General features: G+C 40.6%; 18 protein-coding genes and 1 pseudogene. 13 read left to right on the top strand and 6 right to left on the bottom strand.

Annotated elements, in window-relative coordinates:
- Positions 1-243: 243 nt before the first annotated feature.
- Both G532_RS0113845 and glcD read right to left on the bottom strand, forming a co-directional pair.
- Positions 244-1,572: a (Fe-S)-binding protein gene (locus tag G532_RS0113845; RefSeq protein ID WP_027965330.1), complete on the bottom strand. Its 1,329-nt coding sequence runs from the start codon at positions 1,570-1,572 to the stop codon at positions 244-246.
- Positions 1,569-2,978: a glycolate oxidase subunit GlcD gene (gene glcD, locus G532_RS0113850; protein ID WP_027965331.1), complete on the bottom strand. Its 1,410-nt coding sequence runs from the start codon at positions 2,976-2,978 to the stop codon at positions 1,569-1,571. Before glcD ends, G532_RS0113845 begins: the two co-directional genes overlap by 4 nt.
- 127 nt (positions 2,979-3,105) lie before the next feature.
- On the opposite strand from glcD, the gene nagA reads away from it, so the two are divergent.
- Positions 3,106-4,251 (top strand): N-acetylglucosamine-6-phosphate deacetylase, encoded by a 1,146-nt coding sequence (gene nagA / locus G532_RS0113855; protein WP_027965332.1) that lies wholly within the window; start codon positions 3,106-3,108, stop codon positions 4,249-4,251.
- On the top strand, positions 4,229-4,921 hold the full coding sequence (gene nagB / locus G532_RS0113860) for a glucosamine-6-phosphate deaminase (RefSeq protein ID WP_035513061.1): 693 nt from the start codon (positions 4,229-4,231) through the stop codon (positions 4,919-4,921). The genes nagA and nagB overlap by 23 nt, the downstream gene beginning before the upstream one ends.
- 14 nt (positions 4,922-4,935) lie before the next feature.
- Here nagB and G532_RS0113865 read toward each other — a convergent pair whose 3' ends face one another.
- Positions 4,936-5,784, bottom strand: coding sequence for a PucR family transcriptional regulator (locus G532_RS0113865; protein ID WP_027965334.1), 849 nt, complete (start codon positions 5,782-5,784; stop codon positions 4,936-4,938).
- A 22-nt stretch (positions 5,785-5,806) separates the two neighbouring features.
- On the bottom strand, positions 5,807-7,171 hold the full coding sequence (locus G532_RS0113870; protein WP_027965335.1) for a hypothetical protein: 1,365 nt from the start codon (positions 7,169-7,171) through the stop codon (positions 5,807-5,809).
- A 167-nt stretch (positions 7,172-7,338) separates the two neighbouring features.
- On the opposite strand from G532_RS0113870, the gene G532_RS0113875 reads away from it, so the two are divergent.
- The 7 genes from G532_RS0113875 to G532_RS0113905 all read left to right on the top strand — a co-directional run bounded on the left by G532_RS0113875 (position 7,339) and on the right by G532_RS0113905 (position 14,046).
- Complete coding sequence (locus G532_RS0113875; protein ID WP_027965336.1) at positions 7,339-8,274, top strand: nucleoside hydrolase; 936 nt, start codon at positions 7,339-7,341, stop codon at positions 8,272-8,274.
- A 279-nt stretch (positions 8,275-8,553) separates the two neighbouring features.
- Positions 8,554-8,823: a YhdT family protein gene (locus G532_RS0113880; protein WP_027965337.1), complete on the top strand. Its 270-nt coding sequence runs from the start codon at positions 8,554-8,556 to the stop codon at positions 8,821-8,823.
- On the top strand, positions 8,820-10,262 hold the full coding sequence (panF, locus tag G532_RS0113885) for a sodium/pantothenate symporter (RefSeq protein ID WP_027965338.1): 1,443 nt from the start codon (positions 8,820-8,822) through the stop codon (positions 10,260-10,262). Before G532_RS0113880 ends, panF begins: the two co-directional genes overlap by 4 nt.
- A 12-nt stretch (positions 10,263-10,274) precedes the next feature.
- A complete protein-coding gene (locus tag G532_RS0113890; protein ID WP_027965339.1) occupies positions 10,275-11,153 on the top strand; it encodes a DUF1028 domain-containing protein in 879 nt (292 codons plus the stop codon).
- Positions 11,154-11,558: 405 nt separating this feature from the next.
- Positions 11,559-12,539: a LacI family DNA-binding transcriptional regulator gene (locus G532_RS0113895; RefSeq protein WP_027965340.1), complete on the top strand. Its 981-nt coding sequence runs from the start codon at positions 11,559-11,561 to the stop codon at positions 12,537-12,539.
- A 10-nt stretch (positions 12,540-12,549) separates the two neighbouring features.
- The gene (rbsK, locus tag G532_RS0113900) at positions 12,550-13,449 is read left to right on the top strand and encodes a ribokinase (RefSeq protein ID WP_027965341.1); all 900 of its coding nucleotides are present in this window, start codon (positions 12,550-12,552) and stop codon (positions 13,447-13,449) included.
- A 135-nt stretch (positions 13,450-13,584) separates the two neighbouring features.
- Complete coding sequence (locus G532_RS0113905; protein ID WP_027965342.1) at positions 13,585-14,046, top strand: flavin reductase family protein; 462 nt, start codon at positions 13,585-13,587, stop codon at positions 14,044-14,046.
- A gap of 246 nt (positions 14,047-14,292) precedes the next feature.
- On the opposite strand, the gene G532_RS0113910 is transcribed toward G532_RS0113905, so the two are convergent.
- Positions 14,293-15,087 carry a carbon-nitrogen family hydrolase gene (locus G532_RS0113910; protein ID WP_027965343.1) on the bottom strand — a complete coding sequence of 265 codons (795 nt, stop codon included), beginning with the start codon at positions 15,085-15,087 and terminating at the stop codon, positions 14,293-14,295.
- A gap of 188 nt (positions 15,088-15,275) precedes the next feature.
- Between G532_RS0113910 and G532_RS0113915 the strand changes: the two genes are divergently transcribed.
- On the top strand, positions 15,276-16,172 hold the full coding sequence (locus G532_RS0113915) for an AEC family transporter (RefSeq protein WP_027965344.1): 897 nt from the start codon (positions 15,276-15,278) through the stop codon (positions 16,170-16,172).
- Positions 16,173-16,319: 147 nt separating this feature from the next.
- Complete coding sequence (locus G532_RS0113920) at positions 16,320-17,165, top strand: fumarylacetoacetate hydrolase family protein (protein ID WP_027965345.1); 846 nt, start codon at positions 16,320-16,322, stop codon at positions 17,163-17,165.
- On the opposite strand, the pseudogene gltC reads toward G532_RS0113920, so the two are convergent.
- Positions 17,166-18,071: pseudogene (gene gltC, locus G532_RS15480) on the bottom strand (glutamate biosynthesis transcriptional regulator GltC). It abuts the gene before it with no gap.
- 139 nt (positions 18,072-18,210) lie between these two features.
- On the opposite strand from gltC, the gene gltB reads away from it, so the two are divergent.
- Together gltB and G532_RS0113935 are read left to right on the top strand one after the other, a co-directional pair.
- Positions 18,211-22,734: a glutamate synthase large subunit gene (gene gltB, locus G532_RS15485; RefSeq protein ID WP_035513063.1), complete on the top strand. Its 4,524-nt coding sequence runs from the start codon at positions 18,211-18,213 to the stop codon at positions 22,732-22,734.
- 15 nt (positions 22,735-22,749) lie between these two features.
- Positions 22,750-24,243, top strand: a complete 1,494-nt coding sequence (locus tag G532_RS0113935) for a glutamate synthase subunit beta (RefSeq protein WP_027965346.1) — start codon at positions 22,750-22,752, stop codon at positions 24,241-24,243.
- The last annotated feature ends 285 nt before the right edge of the window (positions 24,244-24,528 follow it).

Raw genomic sequence — 24,528 nt, forward strand, 5'->3', positions numbered from 1 at the left:
GCCAATCAACCGTTAGGGAGCATCAATCAACCGTTAGAAGAGCCAATCAACCGTTAGGAAGCATTAATCAACCGTTAGGAAGCTCCAATCGCTCGTCAGGAAGCGCAATCGCCCGTCAGGGAGTCCAATCGCCCGTTAGCAAGCTTCAATAGCTCATCAACAAAGCCATCCCCTCGCCAAACCTACTTGAAAACAAGCAATCTAAAAAAACGTAGAGACACCACCGTCTCTACGTTTTTACATCTATTCCACCGCTTCTAACAATAAATCAGCAAGGTGGACTGCGCGCACGTTTTCGCTCTGGCCTTCGCGTTCAATGCCTAGTTTCATTTGAAGCAGGCAGCCAGGGTTTGTGGTTACAATCGTATGGGCGGCAGTTGCGTTTACGTGTTCCATTTTGTGATCGAGAATTTGCATGGACATTTCTGGCTGGGTTAAGTTGTAGATTCCGGCTGATCCGCAGCATTGCTCGGCGCCTTTCATCTCAACGTAGCTCACTCCATCCATGCTTTGAATGAGTTCGCGTGGTGCGTCAGCCACTCCCAATACGTTTCGTAAATGACAGGAATCTTGGTACGTAACGATCTGATTACCTAGTTTCAGTTCGACCTCTTCTAAAAATCCAACTTCGATTAATACGCTTGAGAAATCCACGATCTGTGAAGAAAATTCTTCTGCTCGTTCTCGCCAATCAATATCACCGGAAAGCAGGTGCCCGTAGTCATGTAAGAATGCTCCACATCCGCCTGCATTGGTAATGATATAGTCTGCGCCGGTTTTTTCAAAGGCTGTTATATTTTCTTTCGCCAAATCGATCGCACCGCTCTTTTCTCCACTATGCCCATGTAGAGCCCCGCAACAGTTTTGTGAATTGGGTACAACGACATCGCACCCTGCAAGCGTTAAGAGTTCAATGGTGGAGCGGTTCGTTTCATGGAATAATGTGTCCATCAAGCACCCTTTGAACATCGCAACCGTTGCTTTTACTTCACTTGTTTGACTAGGAAATTTCGCCGCGTGCATTCGATCTTTTTTCTTCGTTGGTGTTGGCAATACTCGTTCCATTTGCGCCATGTGCTCTGGGAAGAATCGCATCACGCTTAATTTGCGTGTTGTTTTTTGTAATCCAGAACGTTGGTAAAATCCGAGCAAACTGGTTGCTTGTTGCATTTGCTTGGGATTTTTAAAAAGTCCTTCTAATGTCATTTTTCGAATGCCTTTTTCCTTGATCCCTGGCTCATTTTGTTCATTTAGAATTGCTCGGGATTCCTCTAACATTTCCCCGTAGTTCACGCCCGCTGGACAGGCAGGTTCGCATGCGCGACAGCCGAGGCATACGTCTAGCGAATGTTCGACTTCTTGCATTTCATCCATTGTATCAATTTCGCCATTACGAACAGCGAGCATTAAAGAAATTCGTCCTCGAGGAGAATGAACTTCATCTTGGGTTTCGATATACGTTGGACAAGCAGGTAAACAAAAGCCGCACCGCATGCAGTTTAAAAGTTCCTCTTCCGCAATTCGTTCTTGGAATTCCGTCTCGATCTTCTCTACTGTAGCTTGTTTTGTCATGTACTCACCACCACTCTTTTTCGAGTTGACTTCGCGAAAATTTTCTCCGGATTCATAATGTTATTTGGGTCAAAAGAAGTTTTAATTCCTCGCATGGCTTCGACCCCGGCCTCGCCCACTTTCCAAGCGAGATATGGGGATTTCATTTCTCCGACGCCGTGCTCACCTGTGATTGTTCCACCTAGGTCGATGGCTTTTGCGAATATATCTTCAAAGGCTTGCTCGACACGTTCCCATTCTTCATGGTCCCGGACATCTGTTGTACAGGTGGGGTGTAAATTCCCGTCCCCGGCATGTCCAAAGGTAGCAATGGATACATTATGTTTCGCAGCAATTTCATTAATCGCTCTCACCATTGTCGCTATTTCTGAACGGGGAACAGTGGCATCTTCCAAAATGGTAGTTGGTCTCAACCTGGCCAGAGCAGATAATGCCGTTCTCCGAGCTTCTCTTAAAGCATGGGCGTCAGCTTCGGTTTCTGCGATCTTTACTTGTGTAGCTCCGTGCTTTTCGCATAACTCACTAATTAATGGCATGTCTTTTGCAACATTTTCTACGGTACCGTCTTGTTCGATCAACAACACAGCTTCCGCATCCACAGGTAAACCAACTTTTGAAAAATCCTCTACTGCTTGGATGGTAGGTCGGTCGATAAATTCAAGTGTTGCAGGAATAATCCGGTTGGAAATGATGCTTGATACCGTTTCGGCCGCTTTCTCCATCGAATCATAAACTGCTAATAAAGTTTGTTTTGCGGTAGGTTTTGGAATCAATTTTAACGTAGCCTCGGTCACGATTCCAAGGGTGCCTTCCGAACCAACAAACAGCTTAGTTAAATCATAACCGGCCACATCTTTCGCTAATTTCCCTCCCGTTTGGATGATTTCGCCGTTAGGTAAAACGACTTCGAGTGCTAACACATAATCTTTTGTCACACCGTATTTCAATCCGCGCAGGCCACCAGAATTTTCGCTAATATTACCGGCAATCGTGGAAATTTTCATTGAGCTTGGGTCTGGTGGATAAAATAAACCTAATGTTTCCACCGCTTCTGAAATATCCTGTGTGATCACCCCAGGTTGCACCGTAATCGTTAAATTTTCTTCGTCGATTTCCGTAATCGAATTCATGCGGTGAAACAATAATACGATCCCGCCTTGGGTTGGCGTTGTACCTGCTGCTAAATTCGTACCTGACCCTCGAGGTACTAAGGGAACCTTTTCTTGATTACAAAGCTTGACGATGTCAGCGACTTCTTGTTTATTTGCAGGCGCAACGACCGCGTCTGGTAGCGCTTGAAAGTTCGGTGTCGCATCGAAGGAGTATGCAAGTAGCGAGGATTTCTTCGTTTGCACATGTGGTTCTCCAACAATTTGTTTTAATTGGTCGATCCATACGTGAGCCATTATCTCCACTCCTTTAAAAAATATCTGATAAGCTTATTATAATATGAAATGATTCATGTTAAAATGATATTACAAAAATTATTAATAATTTTTAAAATATAAATTCATATTGGGTAGGTGAAAATGTATGTATGCCATTCATAATATCGTAGTTTATTTGGAAAATGAAATGATCGAACGTGGTTCTGTACTTGTTGAGGGAACTAAAATCAAGCAAGTCGCAAGGGAAAATATTCCTGCAGAAACAGTCGTAGACGGCAAAGGGTATATTTTAGTGCCGGGGATGATTGATGGACATATCCACGGGGCACATGGTACAGATGTGATGGACGAAGATCCAGGTGCGTTACAAACGATGTCTAAAAAATTACCAAAGGAAGGTACAACTAGCTTTCTAGCAACGACAATCACAAGTCCTACTGAACAATTAGATCAAGCGGTCGAACGGGTGCAAAATTTTCAACAACCAGAAGGAGCAGAGTTGCTTGGAGCTCATATTGAAGGTCCATTTATTAATGTTAAGAAAAAAGGAGCACAACCAGAGTCTTGTATTATCGACCCCGATGTCCAACAAGCAAGACGGTGGGCAAATACTGGTGTTGTAAAAGCAATGACTTTTGCGCCAGAACTGGATCAAGATCGTGCGCTTTTAAACTTTTTAAATGAACATCAAATAGTTTCCTCTGCGGGTCATACGGATGCTGATTTTGCCCAAGTGAAAGATAGTGTGGCGCATGGATTGAAACAGCTAACCCACTTATGTAACGCAATGAATGGCGTGCATCACCGAGATGTTGGAGCGGTTGGAGCTGCTATGTTACTTCCTGAAGTGAAGGCGGAAATTATCGCCGACCGGATTCATGTCAGTGATGAAATGCTTCAAATCTTATTCGAGACGGTGACACCTGAAAGGCTGATTATGATCACGGATGCTATGCGTGCAAAAGGGATGGCTGATGGTGAATATCCTTTAGGTGATCAGACGGTGACCGTTGCAAACGGGAAGGCAACGTTAGCGGATGGCACCCTTGCAGGAAGTGTCCTTACGATGGATCAAGCTGCTAGAAATATGATTGATATTTGCGGAGCATCGGTTGCAGATGTGATTCAAATGGCGAGTGTCAATCCAGCAAAGATGTACAATGTGTACGACCGTAAAGGAAGTATTTCAGAAGGAAAAGATGCGGATTTCTTATTAATAGATGAACGATACCGAATTCAAGCAACTTACTGTAGAGGAGTTAACGTCTATGATGCAAGTCATTCAAACTAGAGATTATGAAAATTTAAGCGAAAAAGTTGCGGGGATTATTTTTGATCAGCTAAAGGGTCAACCAGACTCTACGCTTGGATTAGCGACTGGTTCTACGCCTGTTGGTACGTATCAATTATTAAAAAAACAGCCGGAACATTTTATAGAAGCAACGACTTTCAATTTGGATGAATATGTTGGGTTAAAAGAGAGTCACCCGCAAAGTTACCGCTATTTTATGCAGGAAAAATTATTTAACACTGTGCCTGTAAAAGCAAGTTATATTCCCAATGGGAGTGCAACAGATTTACAGGAAGAATGTAAGTTATATGAACAAAAAATCCAAGCAAGCGGAGGCATTGATTTGCAACTTTTAGGGCTTGGGATGAATGGACATATTGGATTTAACGAGCCGGGAACTCCATTCGATTCCAGGACGCATGTAGTTGAGCTTGCTGAATCTACTAGACAGGCAAACGCTCGTTTTTTCAATCATTTAGATGAAGTTCCAACACAAGCAATAACGATGGGTATCGAAACGATTATGGAAGCTAAGAAAATCGTTTTACTTGTGTCTGGCAATGAAAAAGTACAAGCGTTTGATCGATTATTTCGAGGTGAGATTGAAGAAAAGTTCCCTGCAAGCATTTTAAGAACGCATCCGAATATTACTGTGGTTCACGATTTATAAGCATTGGGCTCAAGCTAACCGCGTAAATAATGTATGCAAAGGTATGCTTTTAAACTATCTTCAAATTGGCGTACGTCTAGTCCAGTAAGCTCATAAAATTTGTCCATACGATTTTGGACGGTGTTCCGGTGCATGAATAAGGATTTAGCCGCTAAAGAAACATTTGCTTGATGTTGGATGACTGTTTTTATTGTATGTAACAGTTCTTCGTCTTTTTCGGCCTGTCTTAAAATAGCTTGGGAAAACTGCTGCGCATCCATGAACGATAATGCTTCTAACATCACCGGAAGTAATGCATCCCTTTCTTGTGTCACTTGCATTGGGGAAGTGGAAAATACAGTTTTTGCCGTTTGAATAATCCAGGAATAGTGTAGCGGATTAGGCTGTTCGGAACATTTATCCCCTTCTAATATATATAGTTTCTGATCCAGATCACTTGAGAGAATCTCGATCATTTCGACAAAGGAGAGCCCAGTTTCTTTTTCAGCTAAAGGTTCTATGATTGTAATCAACTGTGGCTCATGAGTGAATGCGATGATTTCTTTTTCTAGAATATCAGCAATAGTTGATTGAAAACTTGCGAAATCCGTTTGAGGTGCTACTTTAAAAATCAAGTAACGAAAAGAACTGATAGAAGATGGTGCATCGCTGGATTCTCCTAATAAATATCTTTTCCAACCTTCGTGAGTACTTTGATTAGGCTGCACTGGTAAAAATATTTCTAATAGCTTTTTCCCCTCAGCAGTAAGGTCTTCGTATGGAATTCCATAGAGTTTCCCTTCCAATGTAAAGCAAAAATAGGAAGAGTCTACCGCTTCTAATTTTATTGTCGTTGGATAAAGTGATTGAAGTTGATCAAGCATCATACGCACCTCCTACATTAGATTATAACAAGTAATAGAGGATAATCATCGTCACATAACAAATTCCCCATAATGTTAGGGCGAAGATTAAATTATTTTTCGGGCCGACAGCAATGGGATTACTATTTACGAGTCCAGATAGCAGTAGGTTAAGGCCGGAAAATGGAGAGCTGATCACCGTCACCATCCAGCTTGCTAACAGTCCAAAACTCAAAATTAAATGATCATCTGCGAATTGCGACGCAGAACTAAGTGTAATCGCAATTGCTGTCATCGATATGATCGGGTGGACACCGATAAACGAAAGCAGAGTAATGATTACCATGATGACTGGGATTAGGACAAGTACATGGGAAATGCCAAGTACATCAATAAAAGAAATAATCCACTCACTAGCACCTGCGTTTAGAATAGCTGCACCGAATGCACCAGCTGCGATAAATAAAGATAATTCGTTTCCCATTGCGGGTAGTCTTTCTTGGGAAAATTGAAATAACTGTTTCAAAAACCCACCTAAACTTAAGTAAAACTGGGCCCAGATGAAAGCAACAATGGCAGCAGTAATAGGGATGATGGTTAACACAGATAAATTTGAGATGTACTCGATGGTCATAATAAGCGTTGTCATCACCAAAACGATCACACTTAGTTCTACTAATTTTCTTTTTGCTTGGCTAACTGACACATCATCTTCTGGTTGTTCGATCCCTATTTGATCTAACGGTTCGCCTGTTCGCTTTTCCATCACCACCCCAAGGACAATCCCAATTAAGGCCATGGAAAACCCGATCGGAAATAATTGGACCCATGTCACATCAAAATAAGAGATGATCAACGCAACAGAGATGAAGTAAGGCGACCACATAAACGCCATCGCGAATCCACGGCCGAGTGCTCTAACGCGAAGCATTTTGTACGACTGATACGTATTTGTGTCTGTTAACTGATACAACATAGGTACTGTACCGAGGTTCATAACGGAGCCAATCCCCATCAACGTACTTTTAAGGTAACCATATAAATGAGTCGTTGAGCGAATATAATGATTGAAAATCACTTCCATATACGCTAAATAATTTCCTTGTTTAATAGGGATAGATAGTAATGGTACAAAGATAAAAATAGCAAGGACAGAAACGTTAGTGTTTAGCCCAAGGAACATGCCATATAACCCTTCGTCTTGAATAAAGAATAAAAAGGACAAGGCTAGTAACGAACTAATTAAGATAAAAGGAACTCTTTTTAAATATGGAAGAAAGGAAACAACTGTAAGAAGTGCAAATAAGCTAACCAATATAGGAAGCAGACTATGGTTGATAAATTCTGATAATAAATAGGTGAATCCCATCAGCACAGTTGCTGCAGGGCGTATAATAGCGTACTTCATCATCTGCCTCCTTTTTAGTAGCTTTTAAACAATACTTTTATTATACATGTTTCGACATTCTAGGTTAATATAAACTGTTTATTAATAGGTATAGGTCAGATGTTGCGTTTCTTTTCTGCATGAAAATTAGTAAAATAAATTTGAGTTTAAAATAGGAGGATGTACATATGATGAACCCCCGTAAAGTAATATTGGACTGCGATCCTGGACATGATGATGCGATCTCATTGATTTTAGCCGCTGCCAATGACAAGTTAAAAATAGAAGCAATTACAACGGTTGCAGGAAATGTAGAAGTAGATAAAACAACTTTAAACGCGCTACGTGTATGTGACATTATTGGACTAGACGTTCCAGTAGCGGAAGGGTCAAACCGCCCGATGGTTAATGAAAGACAAATTGCGGAATCCATCCATGGTGATTCCGGATTAGATGGCCCGAATCTTCCTGAAGTCCCTTCTCGAAAAGCTATTGATCAGCATGCTGTTGATTTAATTATTGAAAAAGTGCTGGCGTCTGATGGGGATATAACATTAGTTCCAACTGGTCCTCTTACCAATATTGCTATGGCAATGGTAAAAGAGCCGAAAATTGTTCCTAAAATCCAAGAAATTGTGATTATGGGTGGAGGAACGTTTGGAAACTGGACGCCAGCTGCGGAATTTAATATTTGGGTCGATGCAGAAGCGGCAAAAGTCGTGTTTGAAAGTGGTGTTCCGCTTGCCGTCTTTGGGCTAGATGTTACGCATCAAGCACAGGCGACAGCTGAAACGATTGAACGATTCGGTAAAATTGATACGAAGGTTGCGGAGTTTGTCGTGGAACTCCTTCACTTTTTCAAGAAAACATATAAGGAAGTGTTCGACTTCGATGGTGCACCGATCCATGATGCATGTACCGTTGCTTATTTAATCGATCCATCCATATTTGAAATGAAACATGTGCGAGTAGATATTGAAACAAAAGGCGAATTCGCATACGGCATGACTTGTGTCGATTTATTATCAGTGACAGGCCGAGAGCCAAATGCCTATTATGGCGTAGGCCTGCAACAGGAGAAGTTTTGGGATCTCCTAGCAGAAGCACTCGCTTCTTACAAATAAATTTTAGCGGAAACCTTCTAATGAAAGCTATTAGAAGGTTTTTTCGTTTTAATCAAGTGGGAGCGGATTCACCTTGATGAATTTTGCGTTCTATACTCCCATTATTGGATTCTATAGTCCCGTTATTGATTTCTATACTCCCTTTATAAAATTCTATAGTCCCATTAATCGATTCTATACTTCCATTACGAATTTCTATCTCTTGCGCATAGGAATTTTTTCTTTACAATAGATAACAAGAATAGTTTGAAAATTTAAGTCGGAGATGAGGTGAGCCATTTGAAGCAGCAGGATCAGCGTTTTCGTATTGCGCATAAAGAGGCGTGGATTGGGTGTGGGCTTGCGGCCTTTAATATTGTTTGGTGGTATGGTTTTGCGTACACACTTGGATCGAAACCGCCTGAAGAGTACACTTACATACTAGGTTTCCCTGCATGGTTCTTTTGGAGCTGTATCGTTGGCTTCCTCGTTATGGTGATTTTAGTCATTCTAGTTGTGAAGTTTGTCTTAAAAGAAGTGCCTTTTGATGAGGAGGTGGAGCACGAATGAACTGGGAAGTGATCTTGCCTTTATTCATTTTACTATTGATTATTTTCATGATTGGCATTTGGTCCAACCGTAAAATGCGTCAGTCGAAGTCCTTTCTAGCAGATTATTTTTTAGGAAGCCGAGAGTTGGGCGGGCTTGTACTAGCGATGACAATGGTTGCTACATACGGTAGTGCTTCAAGCTTTCTTGGAGGACCCGGTGCCGCCTATACGATTGGACTTGGTTGGGTGTTACTTGCGATGACACAAGTAGCGACGGGCTATTTTGTCTTACTCATCCTAGGTAAAAAATTCGCGATTGTCACTAGAAAATTTAAAGCGGTTACTTTAATTGACTTTCTTAAAGAACGTTACCAGAGCAAAGCGGTAGTGTTACTTTCTGCGTTTAGTATTGTTATATTCTTATTTTCTGCAATGGCTGCACAGTGGGTCGGGGGAGCGCACTTGATTCAGTCGGTGACCGGGATGACGTATTTAGCTTCCTTGTTTATTTTTGCAATAGCCGTATTAATCTATGTTATTATCGGGGGATTCCGGGCAGTTGCTGTTACAGATGCGACACAGGGGATTATTATGTTCTTCGGGACTTTAGTGTTGTTAATCGGTGTGATCATCGCTGGCGGTGGCGTTCCGAATATCATGTCTGAATTACAAGCGGAGAACCCAAATCTAGTTACTCCGTATGGTCATGATGGAAATTTAACGAGTGCTTATGTGACATCGTTTTGGATTTTAGTTGGAGTAGGTGTGGTTGGGTTGCCACAAGTTGCTGTACGTGCAATGTCATATAAAGATGCCCGTTCCATGCACCGTGCACTCATCATTGGAACGATCGTCGTAGGGTTTATTATGTTGAATATGCATTTAATTGGTGTCTTCGCTAGACCTGTCTTACCAGGTATAGAAGCAGCAGACCAGGTCATTCCGCTGATTGCCCTCGAGACGCTTCCGCCATGGGTTGCTGGGATTGTTCTTGCAGCTCCACTGGCGGCGATGATGTCAACTGTCGATTCGCTATTGCTACTAGTTAGTTCCTCGGTCGTTAAAGATGTTTATATGAACTATATCCGACCAGAGGCAACCTATCAACATATTAAAAAAGTAAGTATCGGTGTCACTGCTGTTCTTGGTGTAATTGTCTTTCTAATGGCAATTGAACCACCGCAATTATTAATTTATTTAAATTTATTCGCGTTTGGAGGACTAGAAGCTGCTTTTATTTGGCCGGTAGTCCTCGGCCTATACTGGAAATATGCAAACAAACATGGAGCGATTGCCTCAATGGTTGTCGGGATCGGCACTTATATACCGATCTATTTATACAATGATACGTATGGAAACTTATTAGGGGTTCATGCAGTGACGATTCCTGTTTTCTTATCACTTGCAGCCTTTATCCTGTTTAGTTTACTTTATAAAAAGGAAGCGTATTACTACTAAGGAGGTTATACGATGGGAAAAACACCAGATAATCTAGTGGCTACTTTTTCAATCATAGGACACGATCCAGAAACCGGTGAACTAGGAATCGCCGTTCAATCCAAATTCCTAGGAGTAGGAGCAGTTGTCCCTTGGGCAAAAGCAGGAGTTGGGGCAGTGGCTACCCAATCGATGGCAAATATGGCATATGGTCCAGACGGCCTTGAACTATTGAAAAATGGAAAGTCAGCACAAGAAACACTTGATGAATTAGTAAAAGAAGATCCAGACAAAGCAATGCGACAAGCTGGAGTAGTTGATGCGCACGGCCGATCTGCGACATTTACAGGTGAAAATTGCTATAGCTGGGCAGGAGGCGAAACCGGGGATCACTTTGCTGCACAAGGAAATATTTTAGTAAGTGAAGCAACTGTAGATGTAATGGCCTCCACTTTCAAACAAACGGAAGGAACCCCACTTGCAGAGCGTCTCATCCAATCCCTGCAGTCAGGTCAAAAAGCTGGGGGAGATTCGCGCGGTATGCAATCTGCAGCCCTGCTAGTGGTGAAAGAAAACGCAGGTTATGGTGGAAATAATGATCGTATGATTGACTTGAGAGTTGATGAGCATATTTCTCCAATCGATGAATTGGAGCGAATCTATCACTTACATCAACTATATTTTACACAAACAAAACCGGAAAATATTTTGGAGATTGACCATACAATGAAGTTAGCCTTAATCGAAAAACTAGCTTCAACCGGATTCCTAGATACAACGAGTGAAGTAGAAGAAGAAGATTTTTACCAAGCACTAAGAAGTTACATTCACTCTGAGAACTTTGAAACTAGAGAACAGATTCGCGGGAAAATAGATCGTCAATTGTATGATTATATGACGAAGCAAGCATAATTTTCGAAAAACCATGCTAGTTTACTAGTGTGGTTTTCGTTTCTTCAAATGCTTCAAACAATAGAGTAAGAATATATTGTGTTCTAAATTTTCACAATCTATTTACTTCTACTAATCCTCCTTTGAAAGATTGATTAATACATGTATTTCCTTTAAACTGGTTATTTGTGTCAACCAAAAGATAACCATCCAAAAATATTTTACGAAAGTACATTTGTTTGTATTGAATGCTATATTCTCCTTTAAAATTCCAACTACAAGACGCAATCACATAAGTTAAAATCTATCTAATATAGATATATGAGAAAAAATATCTACATAATTATGAGCATAAAGTCACAAAAAGTTGTACAATGAAACATAGGATGAAATCGATTAATTCATTTATAAGAGGAGAATAATAGAATGACAACCATTCGGGACGTGGCGAAATTAGCTTCTGTGTCGGTTGCGACCGTTTCACGTGTATTGAATAATAGTGGCTATGTGAATGAGCTGACTCGCGAAAGAGTAAATAAAGTAATTAACGAATTAAATTATCAACCTAATTCTATTGCTAGAAGTTTATATAAAAAAGAGACGAAAACGGTTGGATTCATCGTACCTGATATATCCAACCCATTTTTTCCTGCACTGATCCGAGCTGCAGAAGATTATTTAAATGAACAAGGTTTTACCATTATTTTATGTAATTCCGATGAAGACGTTGAAAAAGAAGAACGCTATTTATCTATGATGAAGCAGAAGTATGTCGACGGGGTATTAATTATTTCTGATTATCTAACGGCTGAGCAAGTCAAAGAGGCACCTATGCCGATTTTAGCATTAGATCGTACGGTCGATGACGATGTCCCAACCGTTCTTGTCGATAATTATCAAGGTGGTAGAACTGCTACAAAACATTTAATGGAGATGGGTTGTGAACGGATTGCTCATATCCGCGGACCGGAGCATATTGAAAATGCGAATGACCGTTATGATGGGTACTTGAACATCGTTCGTGACACCGATTGGTTTGATGATAGTTATGTTGCTCAAGGTGGCTATCAGTTGAATCAAGCGAAGGAAGCTGCGACAAAACTGCTAACAGAGAACCCGTCCATTGACGGAATTTTTGCAAGTAATGATTTAATGGCATTAGGAGCTTTAAAAGCAGCAGAAAGATTAAATTTTAACGTTCCACATGATGTGAAAATAATAGGGTTCGATGGGATAGAATGGACGAAAGCAACAACACCTGAGCTATCAACGATGTCTCAACCCCTATATGAAATTGGTAAAAAAGCTGCATCTCTATTAGTTGAAATCATTCAAGGCAATAAAATAGATCAAAAGAAGTTCATCTTTCCATTAACATTAGAGAAGCGAAAATCAACAGAAAGATAGGAGGTAGGTTATGCCAGTCAAAATAACAGTGATTGGAAGCATAAACATGGATTTAGTCACATCTGCAAATCGTTTTCCTAGTAAAGGGGAAACCATCATGGGTGAAGACTTTAAAACAATCCCTGGAGGAAAAGGTGCAAACCAAGCAATTGCTGCTAGTAAACTAGGAGCTGAAGTTACGATGATTGGCTGTGTCGGTGAGGATGCCTTTGCAAAGGAGTTAATTGAAAACTTTGAGGCGAATGGCATTGACACTACCTCCATTCAAAAAGTTCAAGAACAACCAACAGGAATTGCATCGATTACCATCGCAGAGTCTGATAATCATATTATCGTGGTTCCTGGTGCTAATCATGCTGTCCAACCGAAAATGATTGAGGAATACAAAGATATAATTATAAAAAGTGACCTTCTATTGCTTCAACACGAAATCCCGCTAAACACAGTTGCTTTTATTGTAGATCTTGCTTATAAAAATGGAACGGATGTTGTTTTGAATCCAGCACCTGCACATTCCATCCCTTTGGAAGTATTAGAAAAAGTAAAATACCTTACACCGAATGAACATGAATTATCGGAGATTTTAGATGATGAGGAAAAAACATCATTTTACCGAAACAATCGTGAAAAATTTATTGTGACACAAGGTGGAAAAGGTGTGGAGTACTATCAAGATGGCCAAGAGCAACACGTACCGGGATTTGATGTGGACGTTGTCGATACAACAGGAGCAGGAGATTCCTTTAATGGTGGATTTTCCGTTGCTTTAGCCCAAGGAAAATCTTTAGAAACATGTTGTTATTACGGAAATGCCGTTGGTGCTTTATCCGTGAGTAAATTAGGAGCACAAACTGGCATGCCAACACATTCTGAAGTAGAAGCATTCCTAGCATCATACCGCTCTCTCTAACCTTCGACACGCTTTACTTTTAAGGATTGTCGAAATTTAGTATGATTAAGGATGGCAAGTGCAGGTTCGAATAGTTGCCAAACTGCATACATTGATATATATGAGTCGAGAGATAGAGAGAAGGGAGAGAGACGTATGGACCAACGTGATTTTCGCCACTGCATGGGCAGGTTCGCAACAGGCGTGACAGTTGTGACATGTGAAACGGAGGAAGGAACGCATGGATTCACCGTCAATGCATTTACATCTGTATCACTGGATCCGATGTTAGTTTTAGTTTCCGTAGACCGTAATACGAAAGCATTAGAGAAAATGAGAAATAATAACTTCATTGTCAATATATTAAATGATCAGCAAGAAGATGTAGCGATGCATTTTGCTGGAAGACCAAAAGAGGATATGGATGTTGAATGGGAAAAATCAAACCAAGGTCATCGCATCAAAGATAGCCTAGCATATATTGAATGCTCTCCGTGGTCAGAATATGATGGTGGCGACCATGTACTATATATTGGTGAAGTGAAGAATTTCGCATACCAAGAAGGAAATCCATTAGGGTATTATGGTGGAAAGTTTGCTGATTTGACTGAGAGGTAAATACTATTGTAGCGACCGTTCAAGTGGAACGGTCGTTTTTAAAAAGGTAAGAAAGCATTGGCCATAAAAGGTTTCTGGATATATACGCAAGAATTCTGGATATCCCCTCCACAATTCTGGATATAAAAAAATTCTCGTGGATAAGTGAGAAAATTTCTGGATATGAAGCGGCTTTTCTGGATATCGACCTACTATCCTTGATAAAAAAATACGCAAAAGGACGGTAATTTATATCAAGCAAAATGACTAATCATGTTTGTAAAGGTGAGGAACACGACTATCAAAAATTGGCACATTTTTACGAACTTCATCGACTTTCTCTAACTCTATCGTCAGAGAAAGTACCTCTTCTTGATCCTGACTACCTAATTTCAATACTTCTCCCCATGGATTTACAATCATGGATTTTCCGCAAAATTCAGTCCCGTCATATGTTCCAATGCGATTTGATGATACCACGTACATTTGGTTTTCAATTGCTCGAGCAATTTGAAGGTGTTGCCAATGGTTGGTACGAGCTTCCGGCCATTCTGCAACAATACAAAGAACTTGAGCGCCTGCTACGGCTAATGGGCGAATTAATTCTGGAAAGCGTAAGTCGTAGCAAACGATCAAGCCAAACTTGAGGCCGTCTAACTCAAATACTTCTGCAGGTTTTTTTCCGCCTTCCAAATAACTTGGTTCATTTAACATAGGAACAAGGTGAGCCTTATCATATTGATAGACGATTTCCCCTTGACGATCGACAACAAAAGCAGTATTAAAAATACCATCTGACTTTTTATTGGCTATGGATCCTGCGATAATATTGACTTGATATTTTGATGCTAGATTTTGAATGAATGGCATGGTAGGTTCGCCGTCTTGATCTGCGATTCTTTCTAAATCAGAAAGCGTATAAGCAGTCGTCCACATTTCTGGAAGAACAATGGTGTCTGGAGAATTGTGCATCATCTCCTTGTGGATCCATTGATTCACATTCGTTCGATTTGCTTGTGGGTCACCCGGAACAATATCCATTTGGAAAATAGAGAAATTCATGTTCTATCCCTCTTTTCTGTATTAAAAAATAAATCTTCTGATCATATCATACAGTTGAAATTATTGATAAATCAAACGATAATAATTTGTTAACCATGTATTTTACATAACTCTATGTGATAATAAACCATACTTAGCCATTACATTTGCCTAGAAAAAAAGAGAAAAAAGAAAGGAAGGTGAAATCGTTGCAGCTTTTTGCAGAAATTATTTTGCCGATTATCGTAATCTTCTTGATCGGTTACTTATTGCAAATATGGAGAAGGCTTGATGTTCGTTCTGTGTCGGCAGTGACCATTTATATATTTGTTCCTGTTTTAGTGTTTCAAACGTTTCTAGAAGCGGATTTAGGCGAACGATTCCAAACGATTGTCACCTTTTGTTTTCTTTTATTAGCAGGGCTTTTGCTGATTAATAAATTAATCTCCTATTTATTTAGATTCTCTCGAGATGAAGAAAGTGGAATTGTCTTGGCAACAGCGTTTATGAATGCTGGGAATTATGGCGCTCCTATTATTTTATTCGCATTTGGACAAGAGGCATTTGTTATTGCAGTTATTTTCATGTCGATTCAAACATTAATCATGAATTTCTTTGGGGTGTATTATGCTTCAAGAGGTTCTAGTGGTATTCGTTTTGCATTTATTTCCGTAATGAAAATGCCTGCTACCTATGCAATATTGCTTGCGTTTACGTTCCGCGGATTCAACTGGGAGTTAGGAAGCAATGTGATGGAAATGGTTGATTTCATGGCTGCAGTTGCTATTCCACTAATGATGGTGGTGCTCGGAATGCAGCTTGCGAATATTTCTATTCGAGAGTTTGAAATTGGTAAAGTCACGATTGGAACGATTGTACGGCTAGTGATTTCTCCATTGCTCGCTTGGGGTATTGTGACCATGTTGGGTGTATCGCCGGAAGTTGCGAGCGTATTAATCATTTTAAGTGCAACTCCTTCTGCAGCGATCACGACTATGTATGCGCTTGAGTTTAGAGCTCGTCCTGAATTAGTCTCAAGTGTAACTTTAGTAACAACTGTGATTAGTATTGTCACGATTTCTATCTTATTATCTGTTTTAGTGTAAATGCCCGTTTTATTTACGTTCCTTTCTATAATTTTATACAAAATAATACTTGAAAATACAATTAATATAGTTTGCTTACCGATTCTTGTCTAAGTTGAATGATTTGGTGGTAAACTACATGTAGAAACATAAAGAGGAGGACAACCGATGCGCTTAGTAGCATTTAATTTTATGAAACAAAACTACTGGGGGATTGAGAGGGATGGTGGAATCTATTACTCTGCAAAATTAGTTAGTGTGTTTCCGACACTTCTATCTGTAATAGAAAATGCACCAATATTAGATTTGGAATCAGAAATCCATCAATTTATCCCGCTTGAAGATATTGAAATAGAACCTCCATATATTCCGAAGAAAAACATTATATGTGTGGGGAAAAATTACCCGGAACATGCAGCAGAAATGGCAGATGGAAATGATAAATCTGCACCGGTTGATCCAATGATTTTTACAAAGTCCTCTGGAGCAGTGATAGGGGCAAATCAAACAATTGATGCCCACGCGACACAGACATCAGAGCTTGACTATGAAGGAGAACTCGCAGTTATTATCGGTCAAGATGGAAAGAATATTGACCGGGAAGATGCGCTTGATCACGTTTTTGGTTATTCCATTATTAATGATATCTCTGCTCGTGATTTACAAATTAAACACCAACAATATTTTCGTGCGAAATCGCTAGATACTTTTGCTCCTTTTGGTCCGGCGATTGTGACGAAAGATGAAGTTCCGAACCCACAGGACCTTAAAATCGTCACTCATGTGAATGGGGAGAAGCGACAAGATGGCCGAACAAAGGATATGATGTTTTCTGTCGCAGAATTAATTGAAGTGATTTCAGATGGAATGACTCTTCATGCAGGGGATGTAATTATTACTGGATCACCATCAGGAGTAGGAAAAGGGTTCAATCCACCTAAATATCTAAAAGCTGGAGATGTCATTGGCGTAGAAATTGCCCCGATTGGCACATTAGTTAATAAAGTGGAGTAATTACCACCCAAATTGGTTCAGCTTCTTATAATATTCTAATAAAAATTCTAAGAAAATTTGTTCAGATGGTGCTACTTCGCGGTGACGAGGTAGCACCATTCCTATAGAACGACTCAATTGTGGTTCGATGACTTCAATTGTTTTTGTTCCTCTCGCTTGTCCATCACTTAAGCTAATCTCAGGTAGTAAACTTACCCCTAAACCAGCTCCGACTAACCCTTTAATCGTATCCACATCTTATCCTTCAAAGGCTGTTCGAGGCTGAAATCCAGATTGCTTACATGCGCTCATAATTAAGTCGTACATAATATCCCCTTGCCTATACATTACAAATGGGTCATGCCTTAACTGATCTAAACGTAAATGCTTTTCGCTTGCTAAACTGTGAGTAGCTGGCAAGACAGCTGCAATGGTTTCAGTAAATAAAATCTCACCTCGAAGATCTTCATCATTTAACGGGACAGGAGAGACAAAAGCAACGTCAATTTGTCCAATCTTTACAGCATCTTTGATTTCTTGAATAGACCCTTGATGCAACTGAAATCCGATTTGTGGATGTTCTTTACGAAATTCAGTAATAACATTAGGTAATTTCTTTGCAGCTAAACTAGTAGGAAATCCAAGGCGGATCGTCCCTGATTCTGGATTTAAGAACTCGACGATGTCATGTTCTGCTTTGTTTAGTTCTGTTAATGCATTTCGAACACGCTTTAAAAAGATTTCCCCGACAGGTGTTAAACGGATGTTTCTACCACCCCTTATAAACAAGTCGACCCCTAATTCACTTTCCAGATTGGCAATTTGCCTACTAACGGCAGACTGAGCTACATGTAAAGAAGCGGCTGCTTCACTTACATGTTCTAATTCTGCAACTTTTATAAAATATTTTAATTGTCTTAATTCCATGTATATCAACCCTTCAGCACCTATCATCTCAATATGCGATTAATTCTATCGAATATATATATTGAAAGCATAACAGAAAAAACATATGATAGAAATACACGACTTTCTGAAAATTTACACAAAATGATGAGGTGAAACCATGATACGAACTGGACTTCCAAAAAAGCAAGGATTATACGACCCAAAGCATGAAAGTGATGCTTGTGGAATTGGTTTTGTTGCACAAATTGATGGTGTTTCGACTCATCAAATGATCCATGACGCGATCACGATCCTAGAAAGGTTAGAACATCGAGGAGGTCGTGGGGCAGACGAAGAAACTGGCGATGGTGCCGGTTTGATGATGCAAATTCCAGATGAACTTTTTCGTAAAGAGTGGAATAACCTCTTGCCGGAAAAAACACAATATGGAGTCGGAATGATCTTCTTACCACATGAAGAAGCGCGTAGAAAGCGTGTGGAAGAGATTTTTAATCATACATTAGAAATGGAAGGCTTACGTTTAATTGGGTGGAGGGATGTTCCTGTAGAGCCTAATGCAGTGACGGAACGAGCTCGCGAAACGATGCCTTTTGTGAAACAGATATTTATTGAAAGGTCAGCTGGATTCAAAACGGAAGAAGCTTTTGAACAGCACCTTTATTTAATAAGAAGAATTGTAGAGAAACGTGTCTTAGAAGATGAGGACTTACAAAAGGGTCCTTTTTACGTTGCAAGCTTTTCACCACGAGTGATTGTATATAAAGGAATGTTAGCTCCAGAGCATATGTCAGCATTCTATCAAGACTTAGCCAATCCATTAGCGAAGACATGCTTTGGAATGGTTCACTCCCGTTATAGCACGAATACTTTTCCTTCTTGGGAAAGAGCGCACCCAAATCGAATGTTAATGCATAACGGTGAAATTAACACGATTACAGGTAATGTGAACTGGATGCGGGCAAGAGAAACTGCTGCCAAATCACATGTATATGGAGATCGTCATAAAGAGTTATTGCCGGTAGTAAGCGAAACGGCAAGTGACTCAGGTATGTTAGATCAAGCTTTTGAATACTTGGTGATGAATGGTCGTTCGCTATCTCAGACTGCCATGATGATGGTGCCAGAGGCGTGGGATTTAAATGATCAAATGACAGACCCAGAGCGTGCCTGTTATGAGTATTTAAGCTGTATTATGGAGCCGTGGGATGGACCTACTGCGATTGCCTACACAGATGGCAAGAAAATTGGGGCGTCGATTGACCGAAATGGATTGCGCCCAGCGAGGTATTATATTACCGATGACAGAAGAATTATTTATTCCTCTGAAGTTGGTGTATTAGACATCGATCCAGAAAGCATTGTGGAAAAAGGTCGATTAGGCCCTGGGGACATGATGTTAATTGATCTTGAGGAAAATAGGGTTCTATATAGTGGTGACATTAAAAGAGAATTGGCGGAGAAGTATCCATATCGTGACTGGTTGCAACAATCACTTGTTCAGTTGAGTGGATTACCAACTAAAAACCTGCAAGAACCTTTAGTTGAAGCTGATTTAATCAAACACCAGTTAACTCATGGTTATACCAAGGAAGAAGTAATGAAAAATATCCTTCCAATGGTCGAAGAAGAGCGTGATCCGATTGGGTCCATGGGGAATGATACACCGCTTGCGGTTTTATCTGAGCGGCCGCAACTTTTGTTTAATTATTTTAAACAGTTATTTGCGCAGGTGACAAATCCACCGATTGATGCGATTCGAGAGAAATTAGTAACTTCCACAACTTCTTACTTGGGGCCACGTGGAAATGTATTAGATGACGGACCAGAACATTGCCAGCGAATCAGGTTATATACACCGATCCTTCAAAAGCCGGAATTCGATGCGGTTATTCATAATGATCGAAGTGATTTCCGATTTGAAAAGATATCGATTTGCTATCCAGTAACAGATGGGGCGAAAGGGTTGGAAAAAGCCCTGGATCAGTTATTTATCAAAGTTCAGCGTGCCATAAATCAAGGCGTTTCTATGGTTATTTTAACTGATCGTAAAATGGATGAGAATCATTTAACGATCCCGTCTTTACTAGCGGTTAGTGGTTTACATCACTATTTAGTTCGTAAAGGGTTACGTACGAAAGCGAGTTTAATTGTAGAAACGGGAGAAGCGCGGGATGTGCATCAATTTGCATCCTTAATTGGATTTGGAGCAGACATGATCTATCCATACGTTGCTTACCGTTCTATTGAGCAGTTGATCGACCGGGAATACATTACTGACTTTTCGCTTAAAGAAGCGGTTTCTAGGTATCGTGATGCAGCAACAAATGGCATCGTAAAAGTAATGTCCAAAATGGGAATCGCAACAATTCAAAGTTACCGTGGAGCACAAATATTTGAAGCAGTTGGAATAAGTGAACAAGTCATCGAAAAATACTTTACCGGATGTGCCTCTAAAATCGGAGGGATCGATTTAGAAACAATTGCACAAGAATCGATCTTACGTCATCAAAAGGCATATGAAACGGATGATGTTTATTTACCATCAGGTGGAGATATGCAGTGGCGAAGTGATGGAGAATACCACTCCTTTAACCCGAAAACCATTCATACCTTGCAGCACGCAGCGCGTATGAATGATCCGAAAAAATATAAGAAGTTCACAGAGTTAGTTTCGGAAGAGAAGATTACGTATTTACGTGATTTATTAGATGTTAATTATCAAGGGAAAACAGCTATTCCGGTAGATGATGTGGAACCAGTGGAAACGATTTTTAAACGATTTAAAACAGGTGCGATGTCTTATGGTGCCTTAAGCCAAGAAGCGCATGAAATGTTAGCAATCGCGATGAATCGAATCGGAGGAAAGAGTAACAGTGGTGAGGGCGGTGAGGACACGGACCGCTTTACGCCTGATGAAAATGGAGATTTAAGAAGAAGTGCGATTAAACAAATTGCTTCGGGGCGATTTGGGGTTACAAGCTACTATTTAAGTAATGCAGATGAACTTCAAATTAAAATGGCTCAGGGAGCAAAACCAGGAGAAGGCGGACACCTTCCAGGTAAAAAAGTGCACCCATGGATTGCGAATGTGCGTAAATCAACGCCAGGTGTTGCTTTGATCTCGCCTCCACCGCACCATGATATCTATTCGATTGAAGACTTAGCGCAACTTATTTATGACCTGAAGCATGCCAACACAGACGCACGGGTGAACGTGAAATTAGTTGCCAAGGCAGGCGTTGGAACGATTGCTGCGGGTGTTGCAAAAGGTAAAGCTGACGTAATTTTAATCAGTGGCTATGAAGGCGGAACGGGTGCATCACCAAAGACTAGTATCCGTCATGCCGGCCTTCCATGGGAACTTGGTTTAGCAGAAGCGCATCAAACCTTAGTACTTAATGATTTGCGAGCTAAGGTTCGTTTGGAAACGGACGGAAAGCTTATGACCGGTAAAGATGTCGTGAAAGCAGCCATGCTCGGTGCAGAAGAGTACGGTTTTTCAACAGCTCCGATGGTAGTATTAGGTTGTATTTTGATGCGAGCTTGTCATTTAGATACTTGTCCCGTAGGAATTGCCACACAAAATCCAGAGTTACGTAAAAAATTTACGGGTAGAGCAGATCATGTTGTAAACTACATGACTTTCATCGCAGAAGAAATCCGTGAAATTTTAGCTGAATTAGGGATGAAGTCTTTAGATGAACTTATCGGGCGTACTGATCTACTAAAAGTTCATGAAAAAATGAAGGCACATCCAAAAGCAAAACATTTATCCTTGGATCCATTGCTAACAGAAACGAAAGAAGATTGGAAAGCGTTGGAGCGAGTTTATCGAAGTGAATATAATGAACATCACATGGATGATGTGGAATTAATTCCAGAAGTAATGAAACAATTAGATCGTCACGGCAGTGCAGAACTCAACCTTCCAATTGGAAACGTTAATCGTACAGTTGGAACAACACTTGGCCATGAAATTACGAAAATGCATGGAGAACACGGCCTTTCAGATGATCAGATTCGTTTAAACTTCACCGGTTCTGCAGGTCAAAGTTTTGGAGCGTTCGTGCCAGCGGGAATAACTTTATCCGTTACAGGAGACGCAAATGACTACGTTGGCAAAGGGCTTTCTGGTGGAAAAATTATTGTAAAACCTCACCAGCCACCGTCCGTTCACCGTATGGCTGAAACAATTATCGGAAATGTATCCCTATTTGGGGCTACGAGTGGTGAAGCGTATATCAACGGTGCAGCAGGAGAGAGATTTGCTGTAAGAAATAGTGGCGTTCATGTTGTTGTCGAAGGTGTAGGAGACAATGGCTGTGAATACATGACAGGTGGAAGTGCTGTCATCTTAGGTTCGATCGGTAAAAACTTTGCTGCAGGTATGAGTGGAGGTACCGCTTATATTTGGAATAACGATGAAAAACAAATTAAAGATTTATGTAATGGTGAATTGGTTGTATTTGAACGACTGGAACGAACAGAAGAATTAGATCGTGTGAAACAAATGTTGGAAAATCATGCGCTTCACACAGATAGTAAGCGAGCAAAATATATTCTGAATAACTGGCAAGAACAATCGAGTCAATTTATTAAAATCATTCCTAAAGAATTTAAAGAAATGCTTGAGAAACAAAAAGATCAAGAAGAAGCGGAATCAAGTCCAGCATCATCTTAAGAAAGGAGGGTTTCGATGGGCTATTTAACTGGTTTTATGGATTATAACCGAAAAGATAATCAAACACGCGACCCGATTGAAAGAATTCGTGATTGGGAAGAGTACTCCATTCGTATGGAAGAAGATGAGTTTAAACGGCAAGGTGCAAGGTGCATGGATTGTGCCACACCTTTTTGCCATACTGGAATTGAATTTGACCAATCTTATTTAGGTTGTCCAGTAAATAATTTTATCCCCGAATGGAATGAACTAGTTAGTGACGGAGATTGGAAGCACGCACTAGAGCGTTTAGAAGAAACTAATAATTTTCCGGAGTTTACTGGACGTGTTTGTCCCGCACCATGTGAAGGATCTTGTACATTAGCGATTAATGATGATCCTGTAGCGATCAAATCAATTGAAAATGAGATTATTGAAAGAGGATTTGAAAATGGTTGGGTCGAAGCGAACCCTCCGGCACATCGTACAGGTAAAAAAGTGGCCGTCATAGGTTCAGGGCCTGCAGGATTGGCAGCAGCCGACCAATTAAATCACCACGGACATGAGGTGACGGTTTATGAACGAGATGATCGACCAGGCGGGTTATTAATGTACGGCATTCCGAATATGAAATTAGAAAAAGAAACGATCGAACGTCGTCTAAATGTGTTGAAAGAAGAAGGCATTCAATTTGAGTGTAATGTGGAAGTCGGAGTGGACATAACAGAGGCAGAGCTTCGCAAACAACACGATGCGATTATTGTATGCACAGGTGCTCAGGCGCCAAGGGATGTTCCAGCAGATAATAGAGAAAGCAAAGGCATTCATTTCGCAATGGACTATTTAAAAGAGTCCACGAAAGCATTAGAAACAGATCCTGATACAGCATCAATTCATGCTCGTGGCAAGAATGTGATTGTGATTGGCGGCGGAGATACAGGGGCAGATTGTGTAGCTACTGCTTTACGTCAAGAATGTAAACGTGTGGTTCAATTCGGTAAACACCCAGCAAGCCCAGAAGACCGAACGGATGATAACCCTTGGCCTTTATTCCCAATGACATTCAAATTAGACTACGGGTATGAAGAGTCCTTAAAAGCGTATGATGAGGACCCAAGAAAGTATGAAATTCTCACCCAGTCGTTTGACACAGACCCGAATGGAAATGTCGTTTCTCTGAAAACAATCGGTGTAGAAAAAGTAGAAGAAGACGGAAAATTAGTCACTGTTGAAATTGATGATAGTGAGCAAGAATGGGAAGTAGATCTAGTATTGGTTGCGATAGGATTTACCGGTCCGGAAAAAGAAGTCCTGGACCACTTCGGCCTAAAGTTAGATGAACGTGGCCGTGTTTGGACAGTTGATGGAACAGAAGATTATTCCACAAACCAAGACGCAGTATTTGCTGCAGGGGACGCCCGTAGAGGCCAGAGTCTAGTCGTATGGGCGATCCGCGAAGGAAGGGAAGTAGCAGAACAATGTCACAAATATCTCGTTGATGAAAAAGAAACAAGCTTCCAAGCGATTTAATTTAATATGGAGAAGCGACTCGGACCACTAAATAATATGCGATTATTTAGTGGTCTTTTTATGTTGTCAGAGCTTGCCGGCATAAGGAAGTAGTATTCGGGTGAAGGGGTCGTTATGCCGGAATAAGGGAGTGGGATTCAGGTGAAAGAATGTTTATGCCGGCATAGGGGAAGGGTATTCAGGTGAAGGAATCGTTTTGCCGGCATAGGGTGGTCTTCAGTAGAAAGAAATAGCATGCCGGCATACGAGGAAGGGAATCGGGTGAAAGAATGTTTATGCCGGCAT

Origin of the sequence: Halalkalibacillus halophilus DSM 18494, assembly GCF_000423105.1 — a bacterium.
In the GTDB taxonomy this organism is placed as follows: Bacteria; Bacillota; Bacilli; order Bacillales; family Alkalibacillaceae; genus Halalkalibacillus; species Halalkalibacillus halophilus.

What these genes read in the sequence shown, in the direction of transcription:
- G532_RS0113875 (WP_027965336.1), top strand. Translation starts at nt 7,339, where the DNA reads ATGATGAACCCCCGTAAAGTAATATTGGACTGCGATCCTGGACATGAT.
- G532_RS0113895 (WP_027965340.1), top strand. Translation starts at nt 11,559, where the DNA reads ATGACAACCATTCGGGACGTGGCGAAATTAGCTTCTGTGTCGGTTGCG.
- G532_RS0113845 (WP_027965330.1), bottom strand. Translation starts at nt 1,572, where the DNA reads ATGACAAAACAAGCTACAGTAGAGAAGATCGAGACGGAATTCCAAGAA.
- gltB (WP_035513063.1), top strand. Translation starts at nt 18,211, where the DNA reads ATGATACGAACTGGACTTCCAAAAAAGCAAGGATTATACGACCCAAAG.
- nagA (WP_027965332.1), top strand. Translation starts at nt 3,106, where the DNA reads ATGTATGCCATTCATAATATCGTAGTTTATTTGGAAAATGAAATGATC.
- G532_RS0113920 (WP_027965345.1), top strand. Translation starts at nt 16,320, where the DNA reads ATGCGCTTAGTAGCATTTAATTTTATGAAACAAAACTACTGGGGGATT.
- G532_RS0113870 (WP_027965335.1), bottom strand. Translation starts at nt 7,171, where the DNA reads ATGAAGTACGCTATTATACGCCCTGCAGCAACTGTGCTGATGGGATTC.
- glcD (WP_027965331.1), bottom strand. Translation starts at nt 2,978, where the DNA reads ATGGCTCACGTATGGATCGACCAATTAAAACAAATTGTTGGAGAACCA.
- G532_RS0113865 (WP_027965334.1), bottom strand. Translation starts at nt 5,784, where the DNA reads ATGCTTGATCAACTTCAATCACTTTATCCAACGACAATAAAATTAGAA.
- G532_RS0113890 (WP_027965339.1), top strand. Translation starts at nt 10,275, where the DNA reads ATGGGAAAAACACCAGATAATCTAGTGGCTACTTTTTCAATCATAGGA.
- nagB (WP_035513061.1), top strand. Translation starts at nt 4,229, where the DNA reads ATGATGCAAGTCATTCAAACTAGAGATTATGAAAATTTAAGCGAAAAA.
- G532_RS0113905 (WP_027965342.1), top strand. Translation starts at nt 13,585, where the DNA reads ATGGACCAACGTGATTTTCGCCACTGCATGGGCAGGTTCGCAACAGGC.
- panF (WP_027965338.1), top strand. Translation starts at nt 8,820, where the DNA reads ATGAACTGGGAAGTGATCTTGCCTTTATTCATTTTACTATTGATTATT.
- G532_RS0113935 (WP_027965346.1), top strand. Translation starts at nt 22,750, where the DNA reads ATGGGCTATTTAACTGGTTTTATGGATTATAACCGAAAAGATAATCAA.
- rbsK (WP_027965341.1), top strand. Translation starts at nt 12,550, where the DNA reads ATGCCAGTCAAAATAACAGTGATTGGAAGCATAAACATGGATTTAGTC.
- G532_RS0113910 (WP_027965343.1), bottom strand. Translation starts at nt 15,087, where the DNA reads ATGAATTTCTCTATTTTCCAAATGGATATTGTTCCGGGTGACCCACAA.